Source organism: Sungkyunkwania multivorans, assembly GCF_042675645.1.
GTDB classification, from domain to species: Bacteria; Bacteroidota; Bacteroidia; order Flavobacteriales; family Flavobacteriaceae; genus Sungkyunkwania; species Sungkyunkwania multivorans.
Genome location: NZ_JBHTJH010000004.1, coordinates 535,240 through 559,450, shown reverse-complemented (window position 1 = coordinate 559,450; position 24,211 = coordinate 535,240). Strand labels below are relative to the sequence as shown.

Sequence of the window (24,211 nt, the reverse complement as noted above, 5' to 3'; positions counted from 1 at the left end):
TCGAACTTTTCAGTTTCGCTTGAATACTACTACCCCCAAGGGAGGCAGGTTCACCTCAGTAGAAAAATCTCTACCATGCCAAGGCGTCGCCTCTGCTTTGATCGGCTTTACATGAAGCATACCGCTCCCCCCATACTTTTTATCGTCAGAGTTAAAGATCTCTTTGAGTTTTCCTTTGGATGGAATTCCTATTCTATATTGTTCTCTTGGGATTGGGGTCATATTGCACAAGACAATGAGGTCATTCTCTATGTCATGTCCCTTTCGGATGTAGGAGAGTACAGAATTCTCTGCATCGCCATAATCGATCCATTGAAAACCTTCAGAAGAGAATTGCTTTTCGTATAGGGCTGGTTCTGATTTGTAGAGCGTATTGAGATCGGTGACAAGGGCTTTGATCCCTTTGTGATAATCATATTGCAACAAATGCCAATCCAGACTTTGCTGAAAATTCCATTCTTCACTTTGCCCGAACTCACCTCCCATAAAAAGTAGATTCGTTCCGGGATGTGTAAACATATAGCCATAAAGCAATCGCAAATTGGCAAAGCGTTGCCATTCGTCCCCAGGCATTCGACCAAAGATAGATCGCTTGCCATATACCACCTCATCATGACTTAACGGCAACATAAAGTTCTCGGTGAAAGTGTAAGTCAAACTAAAGGTAATGTCGTTTTGATGATGCTTCCGGTAAATGGGTTCTTTTTTGAAATATTCCAGCGTATCATGCATCCAACCCATCATCCATTTCATGCCGAAGCCCAATCCTCCGATATAAACGGGTTTGGACACCATTGGAAAGGCTGTGGATTCCTCGGCAATGGTCTGCACTCCCTCAAAATTTTGGTACACTTCCTCGTTGAGTTCCCGCAAAAAAGAGATGGCCTCCAAATTCTCACGTCCGCCGAACTCATTAGGCTCCCACTCGCCATCTTCACGAGAATAATCCAAATATAGCATCGAAGCAACGGCATCGACCCGTAATCCGTCGGCATGATATCTATCCAACCAAAAAACGGCATTGCTGATCAGAAAGGCGCGGACCTCGTTGCGCCCATAATTGAATATCAAACTTTTCCAATCGGGATGATATCCCCTGCGTCTATCTGGATGTTCGTACAGATTTGAGCCATCAAAGAATCCCAATCCATGTGCGTCTTCTGGGAAATGCGATGGTACCCAATCCAAGATCACCCCAATGTCATTTTGATGCAACTTATCGACCAACAACATAAGATCTTCAGGTTTTCCAAAGCGTGAGGTCGGTGCAAAATATCCTGTCAGCTGATATCCCCAAGATGGATCGTAAGGATATTCCATAATAGGCATGAATTCTACGTGTGTAAAGTTCATTTCCCTGACGTAATTCACCAAGGCATCTGCCAATTCCACATAGGTCAGCGGACGATTCTCCTCGGCGTTGAACATCCAAGAGCCTAAATGTACTTCATAGACAGAGAATGGCCGATCCAGGGCATTTTTGTCCTTGCGGTACCCCATCCATTTCTTATCCTTCCATTTATAGTCGAGCTTCCGAACGATAGAAGCAGTATTTGGCGGGTGTTCACAACTCAACGCGAAGGGGTCTGCCTTTTCGGTCTTAATATCATTATGGTGCGAATGTATCTTGTATTTGTATTTCTCGCCTTGCTGAATGCCTGGGATGAATCCTTCCCAGATACCAGAGCCATCCCAACGCACGTTCAACGGATGTTGTCCTTCGACCCAATAATTAAAATCACCAATCACAGACACCGCCTTGGCCGATGGTGCCCAAACGGCGAAGTACACGCCTTTTTCATCATTTACTTCGATGAGATGAGAACCCATCTTCTCGTAGAGGCGAAAGTGTTTGCCAGCTTTAAAAAGATCAATGTCAAAATCCGTAAAAAGACTATGTGGGATAACGTTGTTCATTAGTTTTAGTTGATATTAGTTTGTTGTGAAAATCTATTCCAGCCTATGCTAGAATGACTATAAATTATGGTTAGTAATCTTTCATGATACTTGCGATACCCTCCAGCGGAATTACCGCCCATTTTGGACGAGCATTCATTTCGTAGCCAAGTTCGTACACCGCTTTCTCCAGCATGGAATACTTCAGCATAAAGACACGCTCTTGATTATAGCCAATATTTAGATTATGATCTTGAATAATGTTGGTATAGGTATCTAAGAACACCCCGATAAAATAGCGATATAAGATCTCACCGGCCTTAAAGAGGTTTTCTTTTGAGTACGGATACTTCTCGGCATTATTGAAGATCGTCGCGTAAATGGCATAGTGAAACGATCTGAATAAGCCCGCAACATCCTTTAATGGTGGCTGTTTTACCTTTCGATCTCTGATGGTACTTTCGGGCTCTCCTTCAAAATCCAGAATATAAAAATCATCATCTTTTACCAAGATCTGTCCTAGATGATAATCGCCATGGACACGAATTCGCTCGCCTTTTAATTTTGTCCAATCAAAGGAAAGCAACCTTCTTCTAATGGTATTCTTTTGCTCTAAGAATTGCTGTGCCAGTTGCAATGCCGAGCCTTCCAATTTATGGAGATTGTTCTCTACCGTATTCAATCTATTTTGAAATTGGTAGAGCAGCCTGTTCTTCAACCACACCGTATAATCACTGTTAAAATGCTGTGGTTCAAAGGCGGTATCCTCAAATTCGGACCCCAATGCCACATGCATCTCGGCAGTGCGCTGCGCTAGTTTTTGTAATTTCATGAAGACGTTGAGACCTGCCCAATCGATGATCTCTGGAGGAACATCACGGATTTGCAATCGCTCAAACATTGCTGCGCTAGGCAGTTTATCAATGTTGATTCCTTTATACTCGAGATTGGCAAATACCTTGTTCAATTCTCGTAACATATATTCCCAAGCATCCCCTTGGTTAGAAACAAGTTCCTGCATCAAGGCGATCGTGATGATCACATCGTCCGTACCTATGATATTGATACTGCCCATGTAGGCGGGCGTATTCTTAAATCCCTTCTTGTCAGATAGGAATCTGCTCATCTCGTAATCCGGATTACGATCAGCGTAGATCCTTCTAAAGAATTTGATCACGTATCGGTCGTTGATAATGATGGAAGTATTGCTCTGTTCCAAACCCATAAGACGTGAGGAGTGGTATGCCGTCTCATCAAATTGAGCGCCCTTATGATATCGGACTCGAGTAATGTCGTTTGGCTCTGCATGAATGATTCTTTCAAAGACCAATTTCCTAAAGGCCTCAAGATTTACTGCATCTATAATAAATCCTTCTACTCCTTTGATCTTTATTGGAAGAATACGGTCTTTTTTAGCAAATTTCTCGTCGGACACAAACGCTATCGGAAGAAAGTAATGCTGATAGAAAGCTTCGGTAAAATTAATTTCCAAAAGCAGCCCATAATACACCTCTCCATGTTGCTGTATCTTAAAATATTCGGCCAGTTCTATATATTTGATCGTACTGGCTTTGCCTCCATACCAACGTTGTTCGACGATATAATCTTCAAGCACATCGGACAAAAAGGCCTCTGTAAAATCCTTGTCGTCCATCAATGCTTCCCATGGCACGTCAAACTCGTAAAGCTTAGACTTGCTAGGGCTGATCTGGTTGGTTGGTTTCTCGGTCATACTATTTGGTTATTTTGAACAAATGGAACGGCAATGATGGGTGTAATTCTACGTAACACCATTCTTTATTCCAAAGATAGCTACTTCCAGTGATCTGGTCCTCTACTTGTAACTGATGCCCTTCGTAAATGCCCAAGGCCGCAAGGGGTAATTGCACCCAACCTTGCTGCGCGTAGTAAGGGTCCAAATTGACGACCATAAGCGTCTCATCGGTTTTGTCACTATCGTATTTGTAATAAGCTAAAAGCTGGTCATTCTCAACGTTCAAAAACTGAATGTTATTGGTCTGTTGCAAAGAAGCTCGCTGATGTCTGCAATGATTGATCTTGGAAATAATGGTGGTCAACTTATTTTCTTTTTCCCAGTCCCAATGTCTTATTTGATATTTCTCAGAATCCCAATATTCTTCTTTTCCTGGTACGGCCTCACTGATCATATGTTCAAAGACGGGGCCATAAACTCCTGTATTGGAACTCAAGGTAGCAGCCAAAAAATACTTATAAAGGTGTACGGCCTCATTACCACCTTGTAATGCCCAAGGATTGATATCGGGAGTGTTTGGCCAAAAGTTAGGTCGAAAGAACTCTTTCTGTTCCGTTTTTGTCAGCTCTTCCACATAGTCGATCAACTCCTGTTTAGAGTTACGCCAGGTAAAATAGGTATATGACTGGGTGAATCCTTGCTTTGCCAACTGATGCATTACAGCTGGACGCGTAAATGCTTCCGACAGAAAGAGCACGTCTGGATATTTCTTCTTTACCTCTGCAATGATCCATCCCCAAAAAAAATAGGGTTTTGTATGGGGATTATCTACACGAAAAATTCGGATTCCACAATCCTCGACCCAAAAGAGCATGGTATCCAGACATTCCTTCCAAAGACTTTTCCAATCCTTGCTCTCCCAATAGATCGGTAAGATGTCTTGATATTTCTTCGGCGGATTCTCTGCATATTGAACCGTGCCATCCGGACGCCATTTGAACCATTCTGGATGTTCTTTCACCCAAGGATGATCTGGTGCTGCCTGCAGGGCATAATCCATCGCTATTTCGATGTCCAGCTCTTTGGCTTTATTCACTAAAGACTTAAAGTCTTCGACTGTGCCCAGTTCTGGATGGATGTCGCTATGACCTCCTAGTTTGGACCCTATCCCCCAAGGAGATCCAACATCGTCGCTTTCGGCCTTCGTTGCATTATTCTTTCCTTTTCTATTTATTTCGCCAATGGGATGAACTGGCGGAAGATAGAGCACATCGAATCCCATTTTTGCTACCCGCGGCAATAGTCTTTCACAGTCCTTGAATGTTCCGTGCTTACCCTCAACTTCTGATGCAGAGCGAGGGAAGAATTCATACCAAGTACTGAATCTAGCCTTTACCCGATCGACGTAAATCTTAAGCTCTTTGGATTCATTCGCCAAGAATTTCTTTGGATATTTTATAAAAATATGGTGAAGCTTATCGGACCTAGCTTCTTTGATCGCCTTTTCGTAATCATGCTCGTCCGCAAACCATGAGATCAACTGTTGAAGATATTCCTTTTCCTTTTTCGAGACCTTCTTTGTGATCGCCTTGATGTATTCTATGCCTTCTAGCAATTCTGAAATGACATACTGACCATCTTCGATCTTTCGACCGATACCATGTTGCCAATTTAGGGCATCATCCACCCAACCCTTTACCTTGTACGTATAATAACCTTGCTTTTCTACAACAAAGGTCGCACCCCACTTATCATTCCCGATCGGGGTCATTCTCACCTCATTCCACTTTTTGGCATTTTCATGTTTGAACAATATAGAGCACGCCACCACATCGTGACCATCGGAAAACACATTTGCAGTGATGTTCACTGTTTCTCCTACGACCCTTTTTATAAAATGAACTCCGCAGTTCAATTGCGGAGTGATGGACTCTATAACGACTCTTTTCTGATCTTGCATCTTTTGGCGGATTAGTAACACATAAAAGTATAAAAAAATTACTGTCCATACGAGCAATAGAAAAGTTAAGGACAAAATCGCTCTCCCATCATCTAAAAAAGATATGAATCAAGTGAAAAGGATCTTTGCCTGATGTATCGGAGAGTCTTTGGAATGTAGATAAATTATTAACTTGCCATACCAAATGATACCTATGCCCAAAAAACCGACAAAATTTGGCTACCAACAGTCCATAGACGTTCCTCAACCCATTATTTTTACCGCGAAGTTCCTTCGATTCATTTCCCCAACGCTAGCGACCAATTTTGCAGCGCGTCTTTTTCGTTCGCCCATCAAATTCAAAATCCCTGATCGCGAATTGATCATGGATGCCAACAGCGAGCAACAGGTCCTCCATGTACCAGAAATCAGAAAGGAAATTAGGGTTTACACCTACGGAAATGGTAAAAAGAGGATACTTCTGGCTCATGGGTGGAGTGGCCGAGGAACCCAATTGGTGAAGATTGCCGACCACTTCATAAAACTGGGTTATACCACCGTTAGTTTTGACGCACCAGCTCACGGCAAAACGGGCGATAAGACAACGGACATGAACGAATTTATCAAATCGATCATGTTCTTGGAAGAACAACATGGTCCGTTTGAAGCTGCTATTGGACATTCTTTGGGAGGCATGTCATTACTCAATGCCGTGAAACGAGGACTACATATAAAAAAGCTTGTAACCATTGGTAGTGGTGACATCGTAAGTCATATCATGTACGATTTCGTGCAAAAACTCGGTCTCAAAAAAGATATTGGAGATAGAATGATCGCTAAGTTTGAGCGCACCTTCAATGAGTGCATGGACGATTACTCCGCTTCTCTAGCGGCGAAAGATGTACATATTCCGGTGTTGGTCGCACATGCAAACGACGATCTGGATGTACCTGTAAGTGCGGCTCATCATATTCGTCAAAGCTTAAGCAATGGCCACTTGCTCATTACCGATGGTCTTGGACACAAGAGGATCCTAGGTGATAAAGAAGTCATTGAGAAAATCGCTAACTTTATAGAAAGCTAGAAAAAAATGAAACAGATGAAAAAGTTAATGCTACTATTTGTAGCAGCCTCATTATTGAGTTGTAAAGGTAATGCGCAAAAAGCTCCTGAGGATGAAGCCGGAAAAAAAGAACAAAAGGAATATGCGGTGATGAAAACCGAGGAAGAATGGAAAAAAGAGCTCACTTCCAAAGAATTTTATGTACTTAGAAAGGCAGGGACAGAGCGACCTTTCACGAGTGAACTAAACGAGAACAAAAAAGAAGGCACCTACGTCTGTGCAGGTTGTGGCACACCGCTTTACGAATCAGAACACAAGTTCGATTCGGGAACAGGATGGCCTTCATTTGATCGTGCCGTAGAAGGTAATATCGAATTTGATGTGGACTATAAGATCGGATATGCACGAACCGAGTTGAAATGCAATACCTGTGGCGGCCATCTTGGGCATATGTTTGATGACGGGCCCAGAGAAACAACAGGAAAAAGACATTGCATCAATGGGATTGCGCTAAACTTTATTCCAGAAGGAGATGAAAAACAATAAGTATCCCGTTCAAAAGACCGATGAGGAGTGGCGAGCACAGCTCTCCGAGAAAGAATACAATATTCTTAGAAACAAAGGAACCGAATATCCACATACTGGAAAATATAACCTCCATTTTGAAAAAGGATCATATAGCTGTAAAGGATGTGGCACACAACTATTTGAAAGTGATCACAAATTTGAAAGTGGTTGCGGTTGGCCCAGTTTTGATGATGCCATAGAAGGAACTGTAGAATATGTGAGGGATACTTCCCATGGCATGATCAGAACGGAAATCCTTTGTGCTAACTGCGGGGGACATCTCGGGCATGTATTTAACGATGGCCCAACTGAAACTGGACAACGCTATTGCGTAAATTCTGCCAGCATTATTTTTGACAATGACCAATAACCAATACTTAAATGAAAAATCTACTGCTCTTATTGTTTCTGATTCCCATGTTCGGAGGTGCGCAAGATGGCACACTGATCGTATTGAATAAGTCCGATGATACTGTAGATCTCATCGATATAGCAACCAAGGAAAGTAAGGCGACGCTACCAACTGGTGATGGGCCGCATGAGGTTGCCATCTCCGAAGATGGTAATACCGCTGTAGTTACCAATTATGGCCGAAAAGCGTGGCCAGGACACTCGTTAACTGTCATCGACATTCCGAGCAAAAAGGTGGTGAAGACTATTTCACTTGAATACAAAGCACCGCACGGCATAGAATTTATTGATAAAGACCGCGTTTTGGTGACCTGTGAAGACAGTAAAAAGTTGATTCAAGTAAATATCGATTCTGGTAAAACGGAGAAAGCCATCGACACCGAACAAGAGACCAGCCACATGGTAAGCTATGCGCCGAAAGTAAAACGCGCATTTGTGGCCAATATCCGATCGGGAAGTGTTTCGGTAATTGACCTAAAGAATGATGTTCTTGAAAAAGTGATAAAAACTGGCAATGGAGCCGAAGGCATCGCACTTTCTGCAGATGGCAATGAGGTTTGGGTCACTAACCGAGGCGCCAACAATATCGTCATCATCGATGTATCTACTTTGGAAACAACGAAGACTTTAGTTTCAGAGAAATTTCCCATTCGTGCCAAAGCAACCAGTGATGGAAAGTATATTTTGGTTTCGAACGCACAAAGCGGTGATATCAATGTATTCGATGCCAAAACACGATCTTTGGTAAAGACCATCGCCATGGATATTACGGTTGAGGAGAAAGAAGCCTCTCGTCTTTTCCAAGATTTTGACAAGAGTCCGGTACCTGTAGGCATCTTGGTCCACCCAAATAATCAGCATGTCTTTGTGGCAAATACTAACGCAGACATCATCACGGTGATCGACCTGAACAAAATGGGCATCACTGGCAGACTTACCGCTGGAAAGGAGCCTGACGGACTTGGATTTTCTAATACTAAATTTTGATGGCAGCATCCAATTATCTTGAAAGTGTTTTAAAGCAATTCCACTATTACAAACTTTTGGGCGATAAGACGATAGAACGCCTTTCTGAAGAGGATATTCACTGGCAATACAATGAAGAAAGCAACAGTGTTGCCATCATTGTGAAGCATATCGTTGGCAATATGCTAAGTCGCTGGACCAACTTTCTTACCGAAGATGGCGAAAAGGAATGGCGACATAGAGATCAAGAATTTGAAGATTCCTACAAAGACAAGAAAGAGCTGCTTCAGGCATGGAAAAAAGGCTGGCAATGCCTCTTTGATGCTATAGAACCGTTGAATGCCGGAGACGAGATGCGAATCGTTTATATCCGAAATCAAGGGCACACGGTACAAGAGGCGATCAATCGTCAATTGGCGCACTACCCTTTTCACATCGGGCAGATCGTTTTTTTAGGAAAGATGCTTAAAGGAAAAGATTGGGAGTCATTGTCGATACCAAAGGGCGAATCTGCAACCTACAATAAGGAAAAGTTCAATAAAGAAAAGCAACGAGGCCATTTCACGGACGAGTACCTACCTCCGAATTAGAGCATTCCCAACATTCCGTGTGAATACGTATGTTTTGGCAGTGAAAATCCTTTTCAATGGCACCTCGGCTGCGCTCGGTGTGACGATCATGAAAAATGGCACTTGCCCCGTACCGAATATCGTACCGAGCCCAGTTTAAGTACGTATGAGAGGCGCCAAACGGTTCGGTTCACAACAGACCCCCAAAATTGTGTCAAAACAAAAATGACATTCGTTGAGAATTGCGTAAATTCGTGCTTTCAAATTCAGACAATTAAATTCAATAGAATATGAGTAAATACGATGTGATCGTGTTAGGAAGCGGTCCTGGAGGATACGTTACAGCGATACGTGCGTCTCAACTGGGATTTAAGACCGCCGTAGTAGAAAAGGAAAGCCTAGGAGGTGTTTGTCTAAATTGGGGGTGTATCCCAACCAAGGCATTGTTAAAATCCGCACAGGTATTTGAATACTTAAAGCATGCTGAAGACTATGGCCTTAAAGTGGATGGCTTTGACAAGGACTTCGATGCCGTAGTAAAGCGCAGTCGTAATGTTGCTGATGGAATGAGCAAGGGTGTACAGTTCTTGATGAAGAAGAACAAAATAGATGTTCTAGAAGGTTTTGGAAAACTCAAAGCAGGAAAAAAAATAGACGTAAAGGATACCGATGGAAAGTTGACTGAATATAGTGCCGACCATATCATCATTGCGACCGGTGCACGCAGTAGAGAACTGCCGAGCTTGCCACAAGATGGCGAAAAGGTCATCGGCTATCGCGAAGCCATGACGTTGTCCAAGCAACCCAAGAAAATGATCGTTGTGGGTTCTGGCGCCATCGGTGTTGAGTTTGCCTATTTCTACAATTCGATGGGCACTGAGGTGACCGTTGTCGAATTCATGCCAAACATCGTTCCTGTTGAAGATGCTGACGTCTCCAAACAATTGGAACGCAGCTTTAAGAAAAGTGGTATCAAGATCATGACCTCTGCCGAAGTTACCTCGGTAGATACTTCTGGAAAAGGTGTGAAAGCTACTGTGAAGACCAAAAAAGGCGAAGAGGTACTTGAGGCCGATATTGTCCTATCAGCGGTCGGTATCAAATCGAATATCGAGAATATCGGATTGGAAGAGGTTGGCATCGCTACCGACAGGGATAAGATCTTAGTCAACGATTACTATCAGACCAATATTCCTGGATATTATGCCATTGGCGATGTCACTCCTGGCCAAGCGCTTGCGCATGTGGCCTCTGCCGAGGGTATCCTATGTGTAGAAAAGATCGCTGGCATGCATGTAGAGGCGTTGGATTACGGAAACATTCCAGGATGTACCTATTGCTATCCCGAAGTCGCCTCTGTAGGTCTTACCGAAGCGCAAGCAAAAGAGAAGGGCTTTGACATTAAAGTCGGAAAGTTTCCATTCTCTGCATCTGGGAAAGCGAAGGCGAGTGGAAATTCGGACGGATTTGTGAAGGTCATCTTCGATGCCAAATACGGCGAATGGCTTGGTTGCCACATGATCGGCACCGGTGTCACCGATATGATCGCAGAAGCTGTCGTGGCGCGTAAGTTAGAGACTACAGGTCACGAAGTGCTGAAGGCGGTTCATCCTCACCCAACCATGAGTGAAGCAGTGATGGAGGCTGTTGCCGATGCCTATGATGAAGTGATCCATTTATAAAGAATACTAGCCGGAATATAAAAAGCTGCAACTTTGAAAAAGTTGCAGCTTTTTTAATAGTTGTAGATCATATCTTTTAGAATCTATATCCTAATCCAAACTGAAGTGTATTCAGTTTCGTTCTTATATCGAAACTACCTAATGAAGGGTCGAATCCAAATGACGAGGCAGCAATGGCATCTGGAGTTCGATCCGTTAACTCAAGTGCGTAGCGCGCTTCGATAAAGAAATGCTTGTCGATATCAAATCCAAGTCCGAAGCCCAGATCCAATCCAAAGGTATTTACAATTCCTCCGCCGTCCTCGAGGCTAAAGGTTCCTTGAGGTCCAGCTTGCAGATAAAACTTTGGCGCTGCATAGTATTTGAACATGATCGGTAGTTGAACCCAACCATCTCCACTAGTATTCGCATAGTTCACAGCCGGTTGCACATGCACCTTGTCTGACAAGGAAATATCGGCGAGAATTCCTAGATAGAATCCCGCATCGGATTCCGAGCTTCTAGGGGCATCCTGTGCCTCCAGCTTTGCTGTGGCCGTGACATTGTACAATCCCGCATTTACACCAAAGGTTGTCGATTGGGCCCATGCGATGGTTATGGACGAAATAAGGATCAGTAAGAGTGCTATTCTCTTTTTCATAATTGAATAAATATTAGGTGGATATAAAAGATCATTCAAAAAAACTCTGAATGGCCAGCTCATAGCCTTTCAGTCCAAAACCAAAGATGACACCTTTAGCGCCATTGGAAATATAAGAGCTATGCCTAAAAGGTTCCCGGGCCGCGACATTAGAAATATGGATCTCTACCACAGGAGTGGTCACTGCTTTCACTGCGTCTCCCAATCCCACGCTGGTATGCGTGTAAGAGGCAGCATTAAGGATAATACCATCATAAGAGAAGCCGACTTCTTGGATTTTGTCTATGAGTTCCCCTTCGATATTGGATTGAAAATACTCGAGTTCAACCTTTTGGAACTTGAACTGCAGTTTCCTAAAGAAATCTTCGAAGGTCTCCTTTCCATAGACTTCGGGTTCTCTTTTACCGAGAAGATTTAGATTAGGGCCATTGATGATGATCAGTTTCATCTGTACGTTTTTTATCGTCTTAATTAGGTCAGATGTAATTCGCCTTTTCACATATTCAATTAATTGAATACTGTATATGGCTCATTTCATTGATGATTTTTAAGTAAAAATAGGAAAATTTTGACACAAAAAAACGGAAGCCATTGGCTTCCGTTTTCTTTATTTATCTGCTACAGTTTCTTAGAAGTGAAGTGCGAAACCAATGTTCAATTGTAGAATATCTTCTACACCATCTTCTAAAGAAAGGTTGTAACGAAGACCTGGCTCAACACTTACGTTATCACCTAGGAAGATCGCGTAACCTCCTTGAAGACCGACAAAGCTCAGATCTCCCAATAAATCAGAAGAAGCTCCGCTGTAATCAACCTGAACTGGAATCATCCCAGTGATGTAGTACTTAGCACCGATCTTGTAAGAGAAAGATTCGAAAGCGTCATTGTAGCCAAGACCAACTTTAACAGCTAGGTCATCCATTACAAAGTAACCACCTTCCAAACCAATATTGAAAGTAGACTCTCCATCTGAAGAAGCAAACTGGATTCCCGTTGCTGCTGGATGAGCTGCACCAAAACCAGTGTTCGCTTCGATCAACCACTTTCCTTTGTCAGTTTGTCCGCCTGCAGCGTCGTCTTGTGCTTGCGCTGTGAATGCAAAACCTAGTGCTGCCACAGCTACTAAAAAAACTTTTTTCATGTTTAAGTGTTTAGGTTAAAATTTTTCGACGACAAATATAGTATCAAACATTTATCTGGCAATCTTTTTTTAAACTTTAATACCTAAATATTGTAATTTGTTTTATTTCTAAATACTAATTATCTGATATTCAGTATTTTAAATTCTATCAATGATCAAATCGACGATACACCTTTTGTAAGAAAAAGATTTATCTCTATTAACTTTTTATTAACAAAAAATAACACTCACAAAGTTTTCTTGCGTTCACAAAGTTTTCTTAGCATTTATGGGGCTTTCACCATACTTTAGCACAAATCATTCCGCTTACTTGGAATTGTTTTTACTAATGCAAGTTAGTCTAGTTTTTGAAATTAGATCTTCGATTTTTGGGGGTTATTAATCATTATCTGATTTCAATAGAATTAAAAAAGACCATCATTTCGATGGTCTTTTCCGTTATACAATTCTATGTTTCTCATAATGCCCATAAGAATATCATTGCAATGCTGAATCACTTGCACTGCATTAAATAGTCGTTGATGTTAATACCTTGCTCAAGGTCGCTTCCATCATTGATGCTCGTTCTTTAAGTTCGTCCTCGCTCCAAGACAATTTGATCAGGCAAGAGATGGTGCGACCCATCCAATGGTCTGATGCCGAAAAATCAGCTTCTCCTAAATATTGTAATCCTTCTTTTACCTCCTTGGGCAATTTACCCAAAGAGTGCTGGGCCATAAGATGTTCCCACTTTCTATAATAATGCCAATTGTTATCGTACCAATAAAAACAAGCATCTACTCCAGCTCCTGTCAGCGCTTTATGTGCTTGCCTTGCCGTTTCTTCGGTGGGAAGAAAAAAATTGAGAAATGAATAGTTTTCTTTTCCGCCTTCCGGAATTCTTCTAAAAGAGACTCCTTCGACAGTACTTATACTGTCTTTCAAAACCTCATAGTTTTTCTCTTGTATCTTTAGTATGTCATCCAACTTTTTGATCTGGGCACAACCAACCGCCGCATTCAATTCTGAAATACGAAAGTTATATCCCAAAAATGGATGGGTCTCTGCGCCTCTATCGTTTCCAATATGATCGTGTCCATGGTCTGAATAATGGTCCGCATTTTTGGCGTAGGTATCATTATTGGTAATGATTCCCCCACCTTCTCCACAAGTGATCGTTTTGACATAATCGAATGAGAAGCATCCCAGGTCTCCGCATGAACCTAAGGGTTTTCCGTCATAAGTGCCACCAATGGCCTGACAGGCATCCTCGAGAAGTAGCAGGTGATGTTGATCGCAAATATGCTTCAACGCTCCTAAATCGGCCATGCTGCCACACATGTGCACTGGCATCACTACCTTGGTCCTTGGGGTAATGGCATCGCGCACCGCCTTTGGAGAAAGTGTCAAAGTGTCGTCTATATCGACCAGTACAGGTACTGCCCCTAGTGCTATGATAGATTCAAAACTAGCCACAAAAGTAAAAGTGGGCATGATCACCTCATCCCCTGCTCCCACACCAGCAGCGGCCAAAGCAACCGTGAGAGCAGCGGTTCCGCTGGACACCAATTGTGCATGCTTTGTCTGAAAACGAGCTTTGATAGCATTTTCCAACGCTCTAGCCTTCCAATGGCCATTTCGCATACCGTCAAAACCGTATCGCATCAGAACACCACTGTCCAACACTTCATTTACCTGCTGTCTTTCTTCCGCTCCAAAAAGTTCAAATCCTGGCATACGTTACTTACTATTGATTATTCTAACTATTATGAAACAAAAACGCTTCTCTACAAAAATATAGAAAAGCGCCAGAGAACCTTACTATTTTTTAGTCAACCTTATTTTACGAACCGATTGACCAGTGCAAAATGCAGACTTGTATCCCTTAACATGCTATATCCCGAAAGTTCATCTAAAACTTTACCCTTATAGCTCATCGCTACCACTAACGGGTACGAACCTTGCTTGTTATATTTTTTGGCGACAGAACGATTGTACTTCCGCTGTTCATCCGAGATGATATCCATGCGCCTTGGCTCATCTAATTCTACCAACACAAAGTTATCTGCTATCCGAAGGAACTCTTGAGAATTCCAAAAGTCCTTTTTAAGCATCTTACATGGGGCACACCAGTCGCTTCCGGTAAAATATAATAAGATCGTCTTTTTATTTTCCTTCGCAACCTCTTTCGCCTCTTCTAGGTTAGTATGCCATTGCAACTCCTGAGCTTGTGTCATCAAGGTAGAAGCTGCAACAATTACCAATAAGCTGATTATTTTTTTCATTTTGGGACTCAATTTCGACAAATATATAATTTGAAATGATTTGTCCAATAATCTTGCCAAAAAAACACTTAAAGCTCAATGACGCTTTCTGATAGTTCTTTTCTAACTTTCTTGAACTCCGAAAAGACATCATCCTGCGCTCTAAAGCCTACTGGAAGCACCAGGACCGAACGCAACCCCATTTCGCGAAGCTTAAGCAATTGGTCATACTTTTCGGGTAAGAACCCTTCCATTGGACAAGCATCTATTTGTTCAACGGCACAAACTGTGAGCAAATTGCCCATTGCCAAATAAGCTTGCATCTTTGCCCAATTGTGAACATCATCTACCTGCTTAGTCTCAAAATCATTTTTCAGAAAGTTTTCAAAAGGACTAAGGATCTCATCTGGAGTTTTGCGGATATCCTTTACACGTCTGAAGTAATTACCGATATAGTCCGCATCAATGGTGTCTTCTATACAGAATACAAGCAGATGAGAAGCATCGGCGACCTGTTGCTGTCCCATCGAATGCAGCACTAATTCCTTCTGAAGTGCTTTGTCATTTATTATGACCAACTTTACAGGCTGTAAGCCATAGGAGGTGGCCGTAAGATTGAACGCTTTCTTTAGAACTTCCAATTGTTCCTTCGAAAGTGTCCTTTTACTATCGAACTTTTTTGTGGCATAGCGCCACTGCAAACTTTGAATAATTCCCATATGTGTTGTACATTCTAGAGCTGTGATTCTAATTGAAAAATCAACCGCCCAATAGCCAAAAAACACTACAAAAATAGCGAGAATGATTGCGTGCAACTTATCTTTAGCATAAAATTAGCTTATAGCTGTATGAGAAAAGATATCGAGGAAAAAATAGAACGATCGACCACTCGCATTTTCAAAGCGGTATTTCCAAATACCACAAATCATTACGACACTCTTTTTGGTGGAACGGCCCTTCAATTAATGGACGAGGTCTCATTTATTTGCGCTACACGCTTCAGCAGGAAGAAAGTGGTCACCGTTAGCACCGACAAGATAGATTTTGGAAAGCCTATACCCCAAGGCACATTGGTAGAACTCATCGCAAAGGTGACCCACGTCGGTAGCACAAGTTGCGCTGTGAATGTGGATATTTTTATGGAAAAAATGTACGAAGAAGGTAGAGAATTAGCCGTATCGGGAACATTTACATATGTCGCCATTGATGATCACAAACGGCCAACACCAATTATTTAATAGATGCTTCATTACAATATCAAAGTGACGGGGAAGGTTCAAGGTGTTTGGTTTAGAAAATACACTTATGAGAAGGCGCTCTCACTCGGTCTTGCCGGATTTGTTCGAAACGAAGTTGATGGCAGTGTCTATGTTGAAGCTGAAGGAAGCCGACAGAAACTCGAAGAACTCATCCTATGGCTTAGCGACGAAGGATCACCGCTCTCAGAAGTGGATGCTGTTACTCTTGAAGTCTCGGCCTTGAAAAATTTTAGTCGATTCATCATAACACATTAGAAAAACCATAGCTTTGCCGCCAAAGCCATGACCATGACCACCAAGAATATCTTGATGGCCTTATCTCCCTTATCAACAGACCAACGGCTGCCAAACCAAGCACCTGTTGCATTTCCGACAGCGAGGGTCAATCCCAACTTGTAATTGATCTTATCCTCCAAGGCAAAGACGACTACCGCAGCGATGGTGTAGATAAAAGCGACGAAAACTTTGGTGGCATTACTTTTAACAAGTGACAAGCGATTTACCAACGGCAAGATCAGCAACATAAAAAACCCGACTCCAGCTTGGATAAAACCTCCATAGATCCCGACAAAAAAGAAAAGGAAAACAGAGATCCATCGGTATTTACCAGTAATTCGTTCCTCAAGGTCCCCAAGACTTGCCTTTGGCTTCAAGACGATCATCAAAACCACCAGCACCATGATAACGGCCAAAATTTTATTGAAAGTCTCCCCTTTGATATCTATTGCCAATTTTGCACCTAAGATGGAGCCAAACAATGCCGAGACAGCGACATACAAGCTAAAGGGAAAAGTCGATACCCCTTTGCTTTTGAAACCTCTTATTGCAAAGAACGTTTGAATCAGGATGGCGATTCTATTCGTTCCATTCGCTACAGCTGGCGGTAGCCCCATAAAAATGAGTGTTGGTAGCGTAAGTAAGGACCCACCTCCCGCCAAGGTATTAATGAAGCCCGCCGCGGTGCCTACGGCGATAAGCAGGATATATTCCCATGAAAATTCCATAGAATAGTTGTTTTGCAGTGTGAAAATACTATATTTTTAACGGTGTACGACTTGCCGATACATAAAACTAAAACACATGTATCATCCAATGTCATTGACGCGATTTTTTCAGTTGCTATCCATTTTTTCATAGCATTTTAGAAGAGGCTCCTTCCCAAACCAACACGGAGCCGCTTTTCTGAGATACGCTTTCGTAACACGCTTTGATAGAAACGCTGTACTTTTAAAAAACCTACAATTTTGTTTTATAGAATAAAAAAAGGGTATTATATTTGCACCCGCCTACGGAACAGTATAGGTTCTTGCGGCGGATACGTTAAAAATGGAGAAATGGTAGCGTGGTTCCCGAGGACTCGGGAGCAGTCTTGAAAACCAAGACTCCAAAAGACATAGGAGAAATGGCAGAGTGGTCGAATGCGGCAGTCTTGAAAACTGTTGAGGGTCACACCTCCGGGGGTTCGAATCCCTCTTTCTCCGCAAAAGAAACCCGCAACGAGAGTTGCGGGTTTTGTGTTTTCTGGAGCCCCTGAAGTTTACTTCGAAGGGGCGGAAGGAAACACAAAACCCAACGAACGAAGTTCGTGGGGGTTTCATCCTTGCCTAGGATCCCTACTCTGGGATCAAGCGCAACTTTAACGCAGCTTAAAGATAAAATCCCACCAAGTTTGCTTGAGTGGGATTTTTGATTTTAAGGTGTCAATCCTGTCAAGGATTGAAGTTGCATTTGCACTATACGGTATTGGGGAACACGAACAAAGTGAAGTGAATCCCTCCAATGACAAACCACGCATCTCATTCTATCACTAGCGCGCCAGCTGGCCCAAAAGTATATTTTAAGCACGGATTGATTTTATTCTGAGGACCTGGTCCTATCATTGAAATCTTGGACTTGTTAACGTTGAAAAAGAACTCCTACACACCATTAAAGTATTTTTCGATTTTGTACTTCCTCATTTTAATTAATCTGGTGTAGCACTTCTTTTTTCTGCTCTCCGGTTCTAGTAATTTTAGTTCGATTCTTCTAATAATCAGGCTAATAACACTAATTAACTAAATCGAAAATTATGAAAAAAACTTCACTAAAAATAATGGCTATGGCGTTTCTATTTGTTGCGCTTGGTTGCCAAGAAAATGATGTCCAGGAGGACGCCACTGTGGAATTGCAAAAATTCATTGAAAATAATGACCTCATCATCTTGGATGAAGGGAGTCCTACAGTAGCTTCATTTGAAAGCCTCGATGAGGCTCGCGCTTACATCGATGAAATGAGAGCTATCATGAAAAAAGGGGGGCACTTTCATGATGATAATGTCTTTCCAATAGAATCAAACGGAAATGCAGGGACAACTTCAAGAACACCGACGGTTCGGCAAGGTTTAAAAAACCTAGTGCTGCAATCATCATGGTTGAACTTAGGAGCTCGTATCGAAGCCGACATTCGATATGCTTATTGTACTGGTAATGGCAATATTGTTAACGATGCCTCTAAATTTAGCGCCACCTCTTATCTCGCAGGAGCTTCTATTGGTCTTTCTTGGACACCGACAACGCAAATATCGCAGTATCGTACCAACCGAACGGTTGAATATATCATCAGAGGAAGACTTACTTTAGGCTTTGAATATGATGGAACACCAGTAGGTATTAGCGAAACCGTTACCTATTCGGGTTTCTTTGCCAGCCCGCAAGGAAATGGTTCAGGTGAAGGCGCTTGTGGAAATGGTCCTGGCGGTAATGAACCGCATGTACATGAAGGAGGCTGCCCTCCGGGACATGAAATCCCATAATTCTTTATTATTTGACAAACAATGATTAGTAGAAGTTTTAACCCCCCTCGAGCAAATTGAGGGGGTTCTTCTTGTTCAATCCGGCTACAAAAGAATCGTAGTATCTTACTTGTTCAGTTTGAATTTTGCAGTAATACCTTCTTTTGAAGAGGTACCAACTAATATGGTATAGTCACCAGCCTCTAAGGCCTTTTCCATATTCACCCCTGTGAACAAGAGCATCTCTGGCGTTATCTTGAAAGAAACTTCTTTACGTTCTCCAGCCTGTAATTCGATCTTCTCAAAAGCCTTCAGTTCCTTATCTGGTCTGGTAACCGACCCAATATCGTCTTTGATATACAGCTGTACCACTTCTTTTGCCTTTGTTTTTCCCGTATTTTTTACAGTAACACTTACAGTGATCTCACCATCCGATATAATTTGATCGCTGGACAATTTCAAATTGGAATACTCAAAAGTGGTATAGCTCAAACCATGACCAAAGGGATATAGCGGTCCATCTTCTAGGAATAGATATCCTTTTTTATAGTTGATCTCCTTCATACTATAATGAAAGGGTAGTTGCCCTATCGATCTTGGTATCGTCACCGGTGATTTTCCAGATGGAGCCACCTCTCCAAAGATAATTCGGGCTACCGATTCATTTCCAAATTCGCTAAGATCCCAAACATCCAAAATACTATCTGCTAGTTCTGATATCACATTGATGGATAATGTTCTGCGATGTTTCAAAACCACGACCACTGGTTTCCCCAAGGCCTTCACTCGCTGGATCAATTCATTTTGTGCGCCTAATGGTTCTATCGTTGCCCGATCGCCGAGAGCACTATTAAAATAAGCTTCTTTAGAAGTATGCTCATCACCTCCGAGAAACAAAATAGCAACATCGGTATTTTTAGCGATTGCCACCATCTTGTCGAGGGCCTTCCCATCTCTTTCCAATAAATTTGGAACACGGTCGTCCTCGTCCGTAAGCTGAAAACCTTTTTCGTCAATAAACTTGATATTAGACCCCGCTACCGACTCGAATGCATCTTTTGTATCGTTGTCCAAAATTGGCCCTAAAAGCGCAATACTGTTGATCTTACTTTTATTCAAGGGCAAGATGTTTTGTTCATTCTTCAAAAGAATGATCGACTCTAGGTCAGCTTCCTTTGCCAATGACAGTGATGATGGATGCCGTATACCATTTTCCACTTCCGCAATATCGATAAACGGATCATCGAACAAACCCAGAATAAATTTGATTCGCAGGACGCGTCTTACCGATCGATCGATCAGTTTTTCGATCTCGGGATCTTCTTTTGCCATCTCTGGCAGATAGGCGTAAGCATCTTCTGCATAAAGGTCAATATCAATACCTGCCCTCAATCCCATCAGAGCAGCTGCCTCTGGTGATTCGGCCACTTTCATAAAATAGAACAAACGACCGATATCATTGGCATCCGAGACCACATAGCCTTCAAAGCCCCATTCCTCACGCAGCACCCTAGTAAGCAAGTCGGGGTTTCCATGACTAGCAATGCCATTAAGATCACCGTGTGACGCCATTACCCCAAGCGTCTTGGCTTCTTTCACTGCGGCTTCAAACGGTGGAAATATCTCATCTACAAGCGTTCTTGGTGAAATTTCGACCGCTGCGAAATTAGATCCGCCCAATACTTGACCATACCCTGCAAAATGCTTCACAACGGCACCGATATGCGTGCCGTTCCCAAGACCATCATAGTCACCCTGTACCCCTTTGATCGCTGAGACAACCATTTCCGTCGTCAAATAGGTGTCCTCTCCAAAGGCTTCACTCATTCTACCAAAGCGAGGGTCACGAACGATATCGGCCTCGGGAGAATGACACATGTGCATCCCTCTAAGACGCGCTTCTCTCCCAACAACATCCCACATGCGATGGATCAAGGCTGGATTGAAAGAAGCTGCAGAAGTGATCGGTCTTCCAAATTTTGTGCAGCCCGCTGCGTCCACGCCATTATACGATTCGGTCACGAATAGTGCTGGGATGCCCCATCGGTTGTTTTGGATAATGTAGTTTTGAAGTTGATTATTGAGTTTTGCAGCGGCGACAGGGTCGAGATGCTCTCCAGGGTTTTTGATGCCCGCGATGCCCAACTTTAGTTTTTCGACAACCCTATCCGAAAGTTTTAAGTTTCCCTCTTGGTCAGCCTCAACGCCGATATTGGCATGAAAGATTCGCATTTGTGCCACTTTTTCCTCTATCGACATCAGAGGCAACAGAGCTTCCACCCGTTCTTCTATCGACAAGGATGTGTTCTTATAGTCGTTGGTAGCTAAAGTTGATCTTTCGCAATTGAGAAAAACCGTCATGGAAACGGTGCATATAAAAATTACGACCCTACTCATCATTGGTTTGAAAAAACTGTTCATTCTTGTTATTTTGAAAATGATAATGACTCGATCTCTAATTCGTTAGTGCCAAGCTTTGTTATGAGAAAGAATAGTTCCTCCTTCTCTTCCATTGGGGCTAGACGAATCGCTATCTCTTTAAATTCTCTCATCGGTACATCTAATGATAAGAGCGATTTACCTAAAAGCACTCCCTGTAACCCATCCTTACGGACTTCTAAAGAAAATCTTCCTCCTTGAGGTGCCCTAACCTTCAGAATTATTTTTGAAAAATTTTGAAGACCTTGAACGTTTGGAAACATCAAATAACTTTTATTGGCAGTTGTTCGCACGGCAAATCCATTCAGGATCTCTTTCTTCACGAGACCTTCTGCCCGAAAGTAGTCTTCGGCCTCAATTTTTGGAGCGTCAGCCTTATATTGACCCACACCAACACTATCGATTCTTATAGGGGCTATTTCTCCGTTGTCCTTATAATGTACATAGCTGATAAAGGTGTCCCTAAAATATCGATTCCCAGTATTACTTATATCACAATATGCATAATACCATTGATCATACCACTCAAAGAATGAGCCATGTCGTCCTTGAAGAAAACCGTTTGGCCATGTGGGACTTTCATGGCCTTCAACAAAACTATCAGCCTTTATCACCGTATCACGGTAATCATAAGGCCCATATAAATTCTGTGAGGTAGCATAGAAACATCCCCACGAGAGATAATAGGTGTTATTATATTTGTGGACAAAGGGTTTGTCGTCTGTCGGCATTTTGGTATTCTCACCATTCAGATTATACGGGCCTCTCGGATTGTTGATGATGATTTTTTTGGGCTTTTCTGCCAAACTTATCATATCATAATTCAGTTTGGCGATATAGAAATCCCATACCCCAAAGATGATATAGTGATTCCCATTATCCTCAAAAATAGCCATGTCGTATTCATGAGTGGGGGTCAGATCCTCAGATAATAAAGGTTTTCCTAAAGGGTCGCTCCAAGGCCCTATGGGTGAATCCCCAACCACCACACCTGCTTGACGATTCTGTTCAGAGAAATACCAGTAATATTTTCCGTCTTTTTCACCAACATCGGTGGCCCAGCATCCTTGAAATTTCTTTCCGATATAGGTGTCTTCGGGTTTTAAGACACTGCGTTTGGTCCAGTTTACCAGATCAGGCGACGACCATACCCACCAATCATCCATAATAAAGCCCTTGTTATCCGCGGCGCGATCATGGGAAGCATAAACATAGGCCGTATCCCTGAAGATATGAACATGAGGATCGTTCAATCCTTTGTTTGGAACTATAGGATTTTGAGAAAAAGTAGGAAAGACAAATAGCATGAAGATCAAAAAGGCACCCATAATCGGTTGGCAACTAGGCACGGACATAAGTTTCTCTATGTCATTATATCGCAAAATGTCCATAAGATGTTTGTAGTTGGTTGGTTGGTTTGAAAATTTTGGATAAATTAAAACATCACCAGCAATTAGAAATACAAACTAGGTGTAGAAAAAAACCAAATGATGAAAATCTTGAAGATCATAATTAAAAATAGGAGAATATAGATTCGAATATGCTCATCGCCAGCATCAATAGCAAGAATCCAAAAAAGTAATCTGAAGTACTTTGAGATTTCTTTAAAAAGAAGAACCCGCCTCGTGGGAGACAGGTCCTTACTTATACTTATACTGTTTATTTAGAACTTATGGCATCACCACAGTATCAATGGCATGGATGATCCCGTTGGACGCATCGACATCTGTAATGACCACTTTGGAAGTATTTCCTTTCGCATCGGTTAAAATTACATTTGAACCACTCAAAGAAGCGGTGAGTGTCCCACCTTGTACGGTAGTTATCTCAAACTTTCCTTTGTTTGACTTGATCGCTTTAAGGACATCTGCCGCCTTAAATTCGCCTTTGACCACATGATACGTTAAAATAGCCGTTAGCGTTTCCCTGTTTTCTTCTTTCAATAAAGATTCAACTGTACCGGCAGGTAATTTCCCAAAGGCATCGTTGACTGGTGCAAATACGGTAAAGGGTCCATCGCCATTGAGCGTTTCGACCAGACCGGCTGTTTTAACAGCAGTTACCAAAGTAGAGAAGTTCTCGTTGCCAGCAGCAACAGCGACGATGGTGCCATCACCTTCATTTGTTTTTAGGGTTGTGTCATTAAGACCAGTGAAAGCCGAAAGCACAAAAACAAAGCTCGTGGCCAATGATAATAGAATAAACTTTTTCATAACAATTTTGATTTTTTTACAAAGATATCGGGTGATTTGCTTTAAAGCTGTTAATTTTGTTTAATTGTTTGTTAAAAAACATAAACAAAAAAATAGGTATCTTTATAGTCTCTATCTGATCATAATTATCAGGCCACCGTCTTAAAAATAAAAATCGCCATGAAAACACTCGACTCAGCAAAAGTAGCTTCAAATGTAACCGCCAACAATGAGACGACCTCGATCTTCGATATCTCTATCAATGACCTAGGTGGAAATTCGATCAACTTGTCCGATTACAAAGGAAGGAAGATGCTGTTTGTAAATGTGGCCTCGGAATGTGGCTTTACAAAACAATACAAGGATTTACAGGAGCTAAGCGACCGTTATCCGGATGATCTGGTGGTCATTGGTTCTCCTTGCAACCAATTTGGGAAGCAAGAACCGGGCGATGCGATGCAGATAAAAACGTTTTGTGAAAAGAATTTTGGCGTCACTTTCTTACTGACGGAAAAGATCAACGTCAAAGGAAAAGATCAGCATCCCTTATACCAATGGCTTAGCTCGAAAAAGCTGAATGGCAAAAAAAGCTCTAGCGTCAAATGGAATTTTCAAAAGTACTTGGTCGATGAAAATGGTAAACTGATCGATCACTACTTGTCATTTACCAATCCATTGAGCGCAAAGATCACCAAACATCTCTAAGGTATTGGAGCTGCT

General features: G+C 42.2%; 23 protein-coding genes and 1 tRNA gene. 11 read left to right on the top strand and 13 right to left on the bottom strand.

Annotated features, from left to right (window positions below):
- Nucleotides 1-9 precede the first annotated feature (9 nt).
- From glgB to ACFQ1M_RS05435, 3 genes are all read right to left on the bottom strand, one after another.
- Complete coding sequence (gene glgB, locus ACFQ1M_RS05445) at nt 10-1,917, bottom strand: 1,4-alpha-glucan branching protein GlgB (protein WP_386405032.1); 1,908 nt, start codon at nt 1,915-1,917, stop codon at nt 10-12.
- A 70-nt stretch (nt 1,918-1,987) separates the two neighbouring features.
- Nucleotides 1,988-3,628, bottom strand: coding sequence for a trehalose synthase (locus ACFQ1M_RS05440; RefSeq protein ID WP_386405029.1), 1,641 nt, complete (start codon nt 3,626-3,628; stop codon nt 1,988-1,990).
- 1 nt (nt 3,629) lies between these two features.
- Nucleotides 3,630-5,570, bottom strand: coding sequence for an alpha-1,4-glucan--maltose-1-phosphate maltosyltransferase (locus ACFQ1M_RS05435; protein ID WP_386405027.1), 1,941 nt, complete (start codon nt 5,568-5,570; stop codon nt 3,630-3,632).
- Nucleotides 5,571-5,763: 193 nt separating this feature from the next.
- Between ACFQ1M_RS05435 and ACFQ1M_RS05430 the strand changes: the two genes are divergently transcribed.
- The 6 genes from ACFQ1M_RS05430 to lpdA all read left to right on the top strand — a co-directional run bounded on the left by ACFQ1M_RS05430 (nt 5,764) and on the right by lpdA (nt 10,807).
- Nucleotides 5,764-6,633, top strand: coding sequence for an alpha/beta hydrolase (locus ACFQ1M_RS05430; protein ID WP_386405024.1), 870 nt, complete (start codon nt 5,764-5,766; stop codon nt 6,631-6,633).
- Between the two features lie 15 nt (nt 6,634-6,648).
- Nucleotides 6,649-7,158, top strand: coding sequence for a peptide-methionine (R)-S-oxide reductase MsrB (gene msrB, locus ACFQ1M_RS05425; protein WP_386405021.1), 510 nt, complete (start codon nt 6,649-6,651; stop codon nt 7,156-7,158).
- Entirely contained in the window at nt 7,145-7,549 is a 405-nt protein-coding gene (gene msrB / locus ACFQ1M_RS05420) for a peptide-methionine (R)-S-oxide reductase MsrB (protein WP_386405018.1), read from the top strand. Before msrB (ACFQ1M_RS05425) ends, msrB (ACFQ1M_RS05420) begins: the two co-directional genes overlap by 14 nt.
- 11 nt (nt 7,550-7,560) lie before the next feature.
- A complete protein-coding gene (locus ACFQ1M_RS05415; RefSeq protein WP_386405016.1) occupies nt 7,561-8,577 on the top strand; it encodes a YncE family protein in 1,017 nt (338 codons plus the stop codon).
- Nucleotides 8,577-9,146: a DUF1572 domain-containing protein gene (locus ACFQ1M_RS05410; protein WP_386405013.1), complete on the top strand. Its 570-nt coding sequence runs from the start codon at nt 8,577-8,579 to the stop codon at nt 9,144-9,146. Before ACFQ1M_RS05415 ends, ACFQ1M_RS05410 begins: the two co-directional genes overlap by 1 nt.
- A gap of 269 nt (nt 9,147-9,415) precedes the next feature.
- Nucleotides 9,416-10,807, top strand: a complete 1,392-nt coding sequence (gene lpdA / locus ACFQ1M_RS05405; protein WP_386405010.1) for a dihydrolipoyl dehydrogenase — start codon at nt 9,416-9,418, stop codon at nt 10,805-10,807.
- Nucleotides 10,808-10,883: 76 nt separating this feature from the next.
- Here the strand turns inward: lpdA and ACFQ1M_RS05400 are convergent, their stop codons facing one another.
- The 6 genes from ACFQ1M_RS05400 to ACFQ1M_RS05375 all read right to left on the bottom strand — a co-directional run bounded on the left by ACFQ1M_RS05400 (nt 10,884) and on the right by ACFQ1M_RS05375 (nt 15,550).
- On the bottom strand, nt 10,884-11,447 hold the full coding sequence (locus ACFQ1M_RS05400; protein ID WP_386405007.1) for an outer membrane beta-barrel protein: 564 nt from the start codon (nt 11,445-11,447) through the stop codon (nt 10,884-10,886).
- A 31-nt stretch (nt 11,448-11,478) separates the two neighbouring features.
- Entirely contained in the window at nt 11,479-11,895 is a 417-nt protein-coding gene (gene aroQ, locus ACFQ1M_RS05395; protein ID WP_386405004.1) for a type II 3-dehydroquinate dehydratase, read from the bottom strand.
- Nucleotides 11,896-12,075: 180 nt separating this feature from the next.
- A complete protein-coding gene (locus ACFQ1M_RS05390; protein ID WP_386405002.1) occupies nt 12,076-12,588 on the bottom strand; it encodes a hypothetical protein in 513 nt (170 codons plus the stop codon).
- Nucleotides 12,589-13,095: 507 nt separating this feature from the next.
- On the bottom strand, nt 13,096-14,304 hold the full coding sequence (locus ACFQ1M_RS05385) for a DegT/DnrJ/EryC1/StrS family aminotransferase (RefSeq protein ID WP_386404999.1): 1,209 nt from the start codon (nt 14,302-14,304) through the stop codon (nt 13,096-13,098).
- Nucleotides 14,305-14,405: 101 nt separating this feature from the next.
- Nucleotides 14,406-14,852: a thioredoxin family protein gene (locus ACFQ1M_RS05380; protein ID WP_386404996.1), complete on the bottom strand. Its 447-nt coding sequence runs from the start codon at nt 14,850-14,852 to the stop codon at nt 14,406-14,408.
- 68 nt (nt 14,853-14,920) lie between these two features.
- The gene (locus ACFQ1M_RS05375) at nt 14,921-15,550 is read right to left on the bottom strand and encodes an NAD(P)H-dependent oxidoreductase (RefSeq protein ID WP_386404993.1); all 630 of its coding nucleotides are present in this window, start codon (nt 15,548-15,550) and stop codon (nt 14,921-14,923) included.
- Between the two features lie 129 nt (nt 15,551-15,679).
- Between ACFQ1M_RS05375 and ACFQ1M_RS05370 the strand changes: the two genes are divergently transcribed.
- Nucleotides 15,680-16,069 (top strand): acyl-CoA thioesterase, encoded by a 390-nt coding sequence (locus ACFQ1M_RS05370; RefSeq protein WP_386404990.1) that lies wholly within the window; start codon nt 15,680-15,682, stop codon nt 16,067-16,069.
- A gap of 3 nt (nt 16,070-16,072) precedes the next feature.
- Nucleotides 16,073-16,345 (top strand): acylphosphatase, encoded by a 273-nt coding sequence (locus tag ACFQ1M_RS05365; protein WP_386404987.1) that lies wholly within the window; start codon nt 16,073-16,075, stop codon nt 16,343-16,345.
- On the opposite strand, the gene ACFQ1M_RS05360 is transcribed toward ACFQ1M_RS05365, so the two are convergent.
- Complete coding sequence (locus ACFQ1M_RS05360) at nt 16,342-17,094, bottom strand: sulfite exporter TauE/SafE family protein (protein WP_386404984.1); 753 nt, start codon at nt 17,092-17,094, stop codon at nt 16,342-16,344. The genes ACFQ1M_RS05365 and ACFQ1M_RS05360 overlap by 4 nt on opposite strands.
- A 392-nt stretch (nt 17,095-17,486) precedes the next feature.
- Here ACFQ1M_RS05360 and ACFQ1M_RS05355 point away from each other — a divergent pair.
- A tRNA-Ser gene (locus ACFQ1M_RS05355) sits at nt 17,487-17,571 on the top strand.
- A gap of 587 nt (nt 17,572-18,158) precedes the next feature.
- Complete coding sequence (locus tag ACFQ1M_RS05350) at nt 18,159-18,881, top strand: hypothetical protein (RefSeq protein ID WP_386404981.1); 723 nt, start codon at nt 18,159-18,161, stop codon at nt 18,879-18,881.
- 105 nt (nt 18,882-18,986) lie between these two features.
- On the opposite strand, the gene ACFQ1M_RS05345 is transcribed toward ACFQ1M_RS05350, so the two are convergent.
- From ACFQ1M_RS05345 to ACFQ1M_RS05335, 3 genes are all read right to left on the bottom strand, one after another.
- The gene (locus tag ACFQ1M_RS05345; protein ID WP_386404978.1) at nt 18,987-21,281 is read right to left on the bottom strand and encodes a glycoside hydrolase family 3 N-terminal domain-containing protein; all 2,295 of its coding nucleotides are present in this window, start codon (nt 21,279-21,281) and stop codon (nt 18,987-18,989) included.
- Nucleotides 21,282-21,286: 5 nt separating this feature from the next.
- Nucleotides 21,287-22,690: a family 43 glycosylhydrolase gene (locus ACFQ1M_RS05340; RefSeq protein ID WP_386404975.1), complete on the bottom strand. Its 1,404-nt coding sequence runs from the start codon at nt 22,688-22,690 to the stop codon at nt 21,287-21,289.
- 279 nt (nt 22,691-22,969) lie between these two features.
- On the bottom strand, nt 22,970-23,512 hold the full coding sequence (locus ACFQ1M_RS05335; protein WP_386404972.1) for a fasciclin domain-containing protein: 543 nt from the start codon (nt 23,510-23,512) through the stop codon (nt 22,970-22,972).
- A 159-nt stretch (nt 23,513-23,671) separates the two neighbouring features.
- Here ACFQ1M_RS05335 and ACFQ1M_RS05330 point away from each other — a divergent pair, with 159 nt between their 5' ends.
- Nucleotides 23,672-24,196, top strand: a complete 525-nt coding sequence (locus ACFQ1M_RS05330; RefSeq protein ID WP_386404969.1) for a glutathione peroxidase — start codon at nt 23,672-23,674, stop codon at nt 24,194-24,196.
- Nucleotides 24,197-24,211 lie beyond the last annotated feature (15 nt).

What these genes read in the sequence shown, in the direction of transcription:
- aroQ (WP_386405004.1), bottom strand. Translation starts at nt 11,895, where the DNA reads ATGAAACTGATCATCATCAATGGCCCTAATCTAAATCTTCTCGGTAAA.
- ACFQ1M_RS05415 (WP_386405016.1), top strand. Translation starts at nt 7,561, where the DNA reads ATGAAAAATCTACTGCTCTTATTGTTTCTGATTCCCATGTTCGGAGGT.
- msrB (WP_386405018.1), top strand. Translation starts at nt 7,145, where the DNA reads ATGAAAAACAATAAGTATCCCGTTCAAAAGACCGATGAGGAGTGGCGA.
- ACFQ1M_RS05340 (WP_386404975.1), bottom strand. Translation starts at nt 22,690, where the DNA reads ATGGACATTTTGCGATATAATGACATAGAGAAACTTATGTCCGTGCCT.
- ACFQ1M_RS05335 (WP_386404972.1), bottom strand. Translation starts at nt 23,512, where the DNA reads ATGAAAAAGTTTATTCTATTATCATTGGCCACGAGCTTTGTTTTTGTG.
- ACFQ1M_RS05375 (WP_386404993.1), bottom strand. Translation starts at nt 15,550, where the DNA reads ATGGGAATTATTCAAAGTTTGCAGTGGCGCTATGCCACAAAAAAGTTC.
- ACFQ1M_RS05440 (WP_386405029.1), bottom strand. Translation starts at nt 3,628, where the DNA reads ATGACCGAGAAACCAACCAACCAGATCAGCCCTAGCAAGTCTAAGCTT.
- ACFQ1M_RS05400 (WP_386405007.1), bottom strand. Translation starts at nt 11,447, where the DNA reads ATGAAAAAGAGAATAGCACTCTTACTGATCCTTATTTCGTCCATAACC.
- ACFQ1M_RS05350 (WP_386404981.1), top strand. Translation starts at nt 18,159, where the DNA reads ATGAAAAAAACTTCACTAAAAATAATGGCTATGGCGTTTCTATTTGTT.
- ACFQ1M_RS05385 (WP_386404999.1), bottom strand. Translation starts at nt 14,304, where the DNA reads ATGCCAGGATTTGAACTTTTTGGAGCGGAAGAAAGACAGCAGGTAAAT.
- ACFQ1M_RS05380 (WP_386404996.1), bottom strand. Translation starts at nt 14,852, where the DNA reads ATGAAAAAAATAATCAGCTTATTGGTAATTGTTGCAGCTTCTACCTTG.
- glgB (WP_386405032.1), bottom strand. Translation starts at nt 1,917, where the DNA reads ATGAACAACGTTATCCCACATAGTCTTTTTACGGATTTTGACATTGAT.
- ACFQ1M_RS05410 (WP_386405013.1), top strand. Translation starts at nt 8,577, where the DNA reads ATGGCAGCATCCAATTATCTTGAAAGTGTTTTAAAGCAATTCCACTAT.
- ACFQ1M_RS05330 (WP_386404969.1), top strand. Translation starts at nt 23,672, where the DNA reads ATGAAAACACTCGACTCAGCAAAAGTAGCTTCAAATGTAACCGCCAAC.
- ACFQ1M_RS05370 (WP_386404990.1), top strand. Translation starts at nt 15,680, where the DNA reads ATGAGAAAAGATATCGAGGAAAAAATAGAACGATCGACCACTCGCATT.
- ACFQ1M_RS05365 (WP_386404987.1), top strand. Translation starts at nt 16,073, where the DNA reads ATGCTTCATTACAATATCAAAGTGACGGGGAAGGTTCAAGGTGTTTGG.
- ACFQ1M_RS05360 (WP_386404984.1), bottom strand. Translation starts at nt 17,094, where the DNA reads ATGGAATTTTCATGGGAATATATCCTGCTTATCGCCGTAGGCACCGCG.
- ACFQ1M_RS05390 (WP_386405002.1), bottom strand. Translation starts at nt 12,588, where the DNA reads ATGAAAAAAGTTTTTTTAGTAGCTGTGGCAGCACTAGGTTTTGCATTC.
- msrB (WP_386405021.1), top strand. Translation starts at nt 6,649, where the DNA reads ATGAAAAAGTTAATGCTACTATTTGTAGCAGCCTCATTATTGAGTTGT.
- lpdA (WP_386405010.1), top strand. Translation starts at nt 9,416, where the DNA reads ATGAGTAAATACGATGTGATCGTGTTAGGAAGCGGTCCTGGAGGATAC.
- ACFQ1M_RS05435 (WP_386405027.1), bottom strand. Translation starts at nt 5,570, where the DNA reads ATGCAAGATCAGAAAAGAGTCGTTATAGAGTCCATCACTCCGCAATTG.
- ACFQ1M_RS05430 (WP_386405024.1), top strand. Translation starts at nt 5,764, where the DNA reads ATGCCCAAAAAACCGACAAAATTTGGCTACCAACAGTCCATAGACGTT.
- ACFQ1M_RS05345 (WP_386404978.1), bottom strand. Translation starts at nt 21,281, where the DNA reads ATGAACAGTTTTTTCAAACCAATGATGAGTAGGGTCGTAATTTTTATA.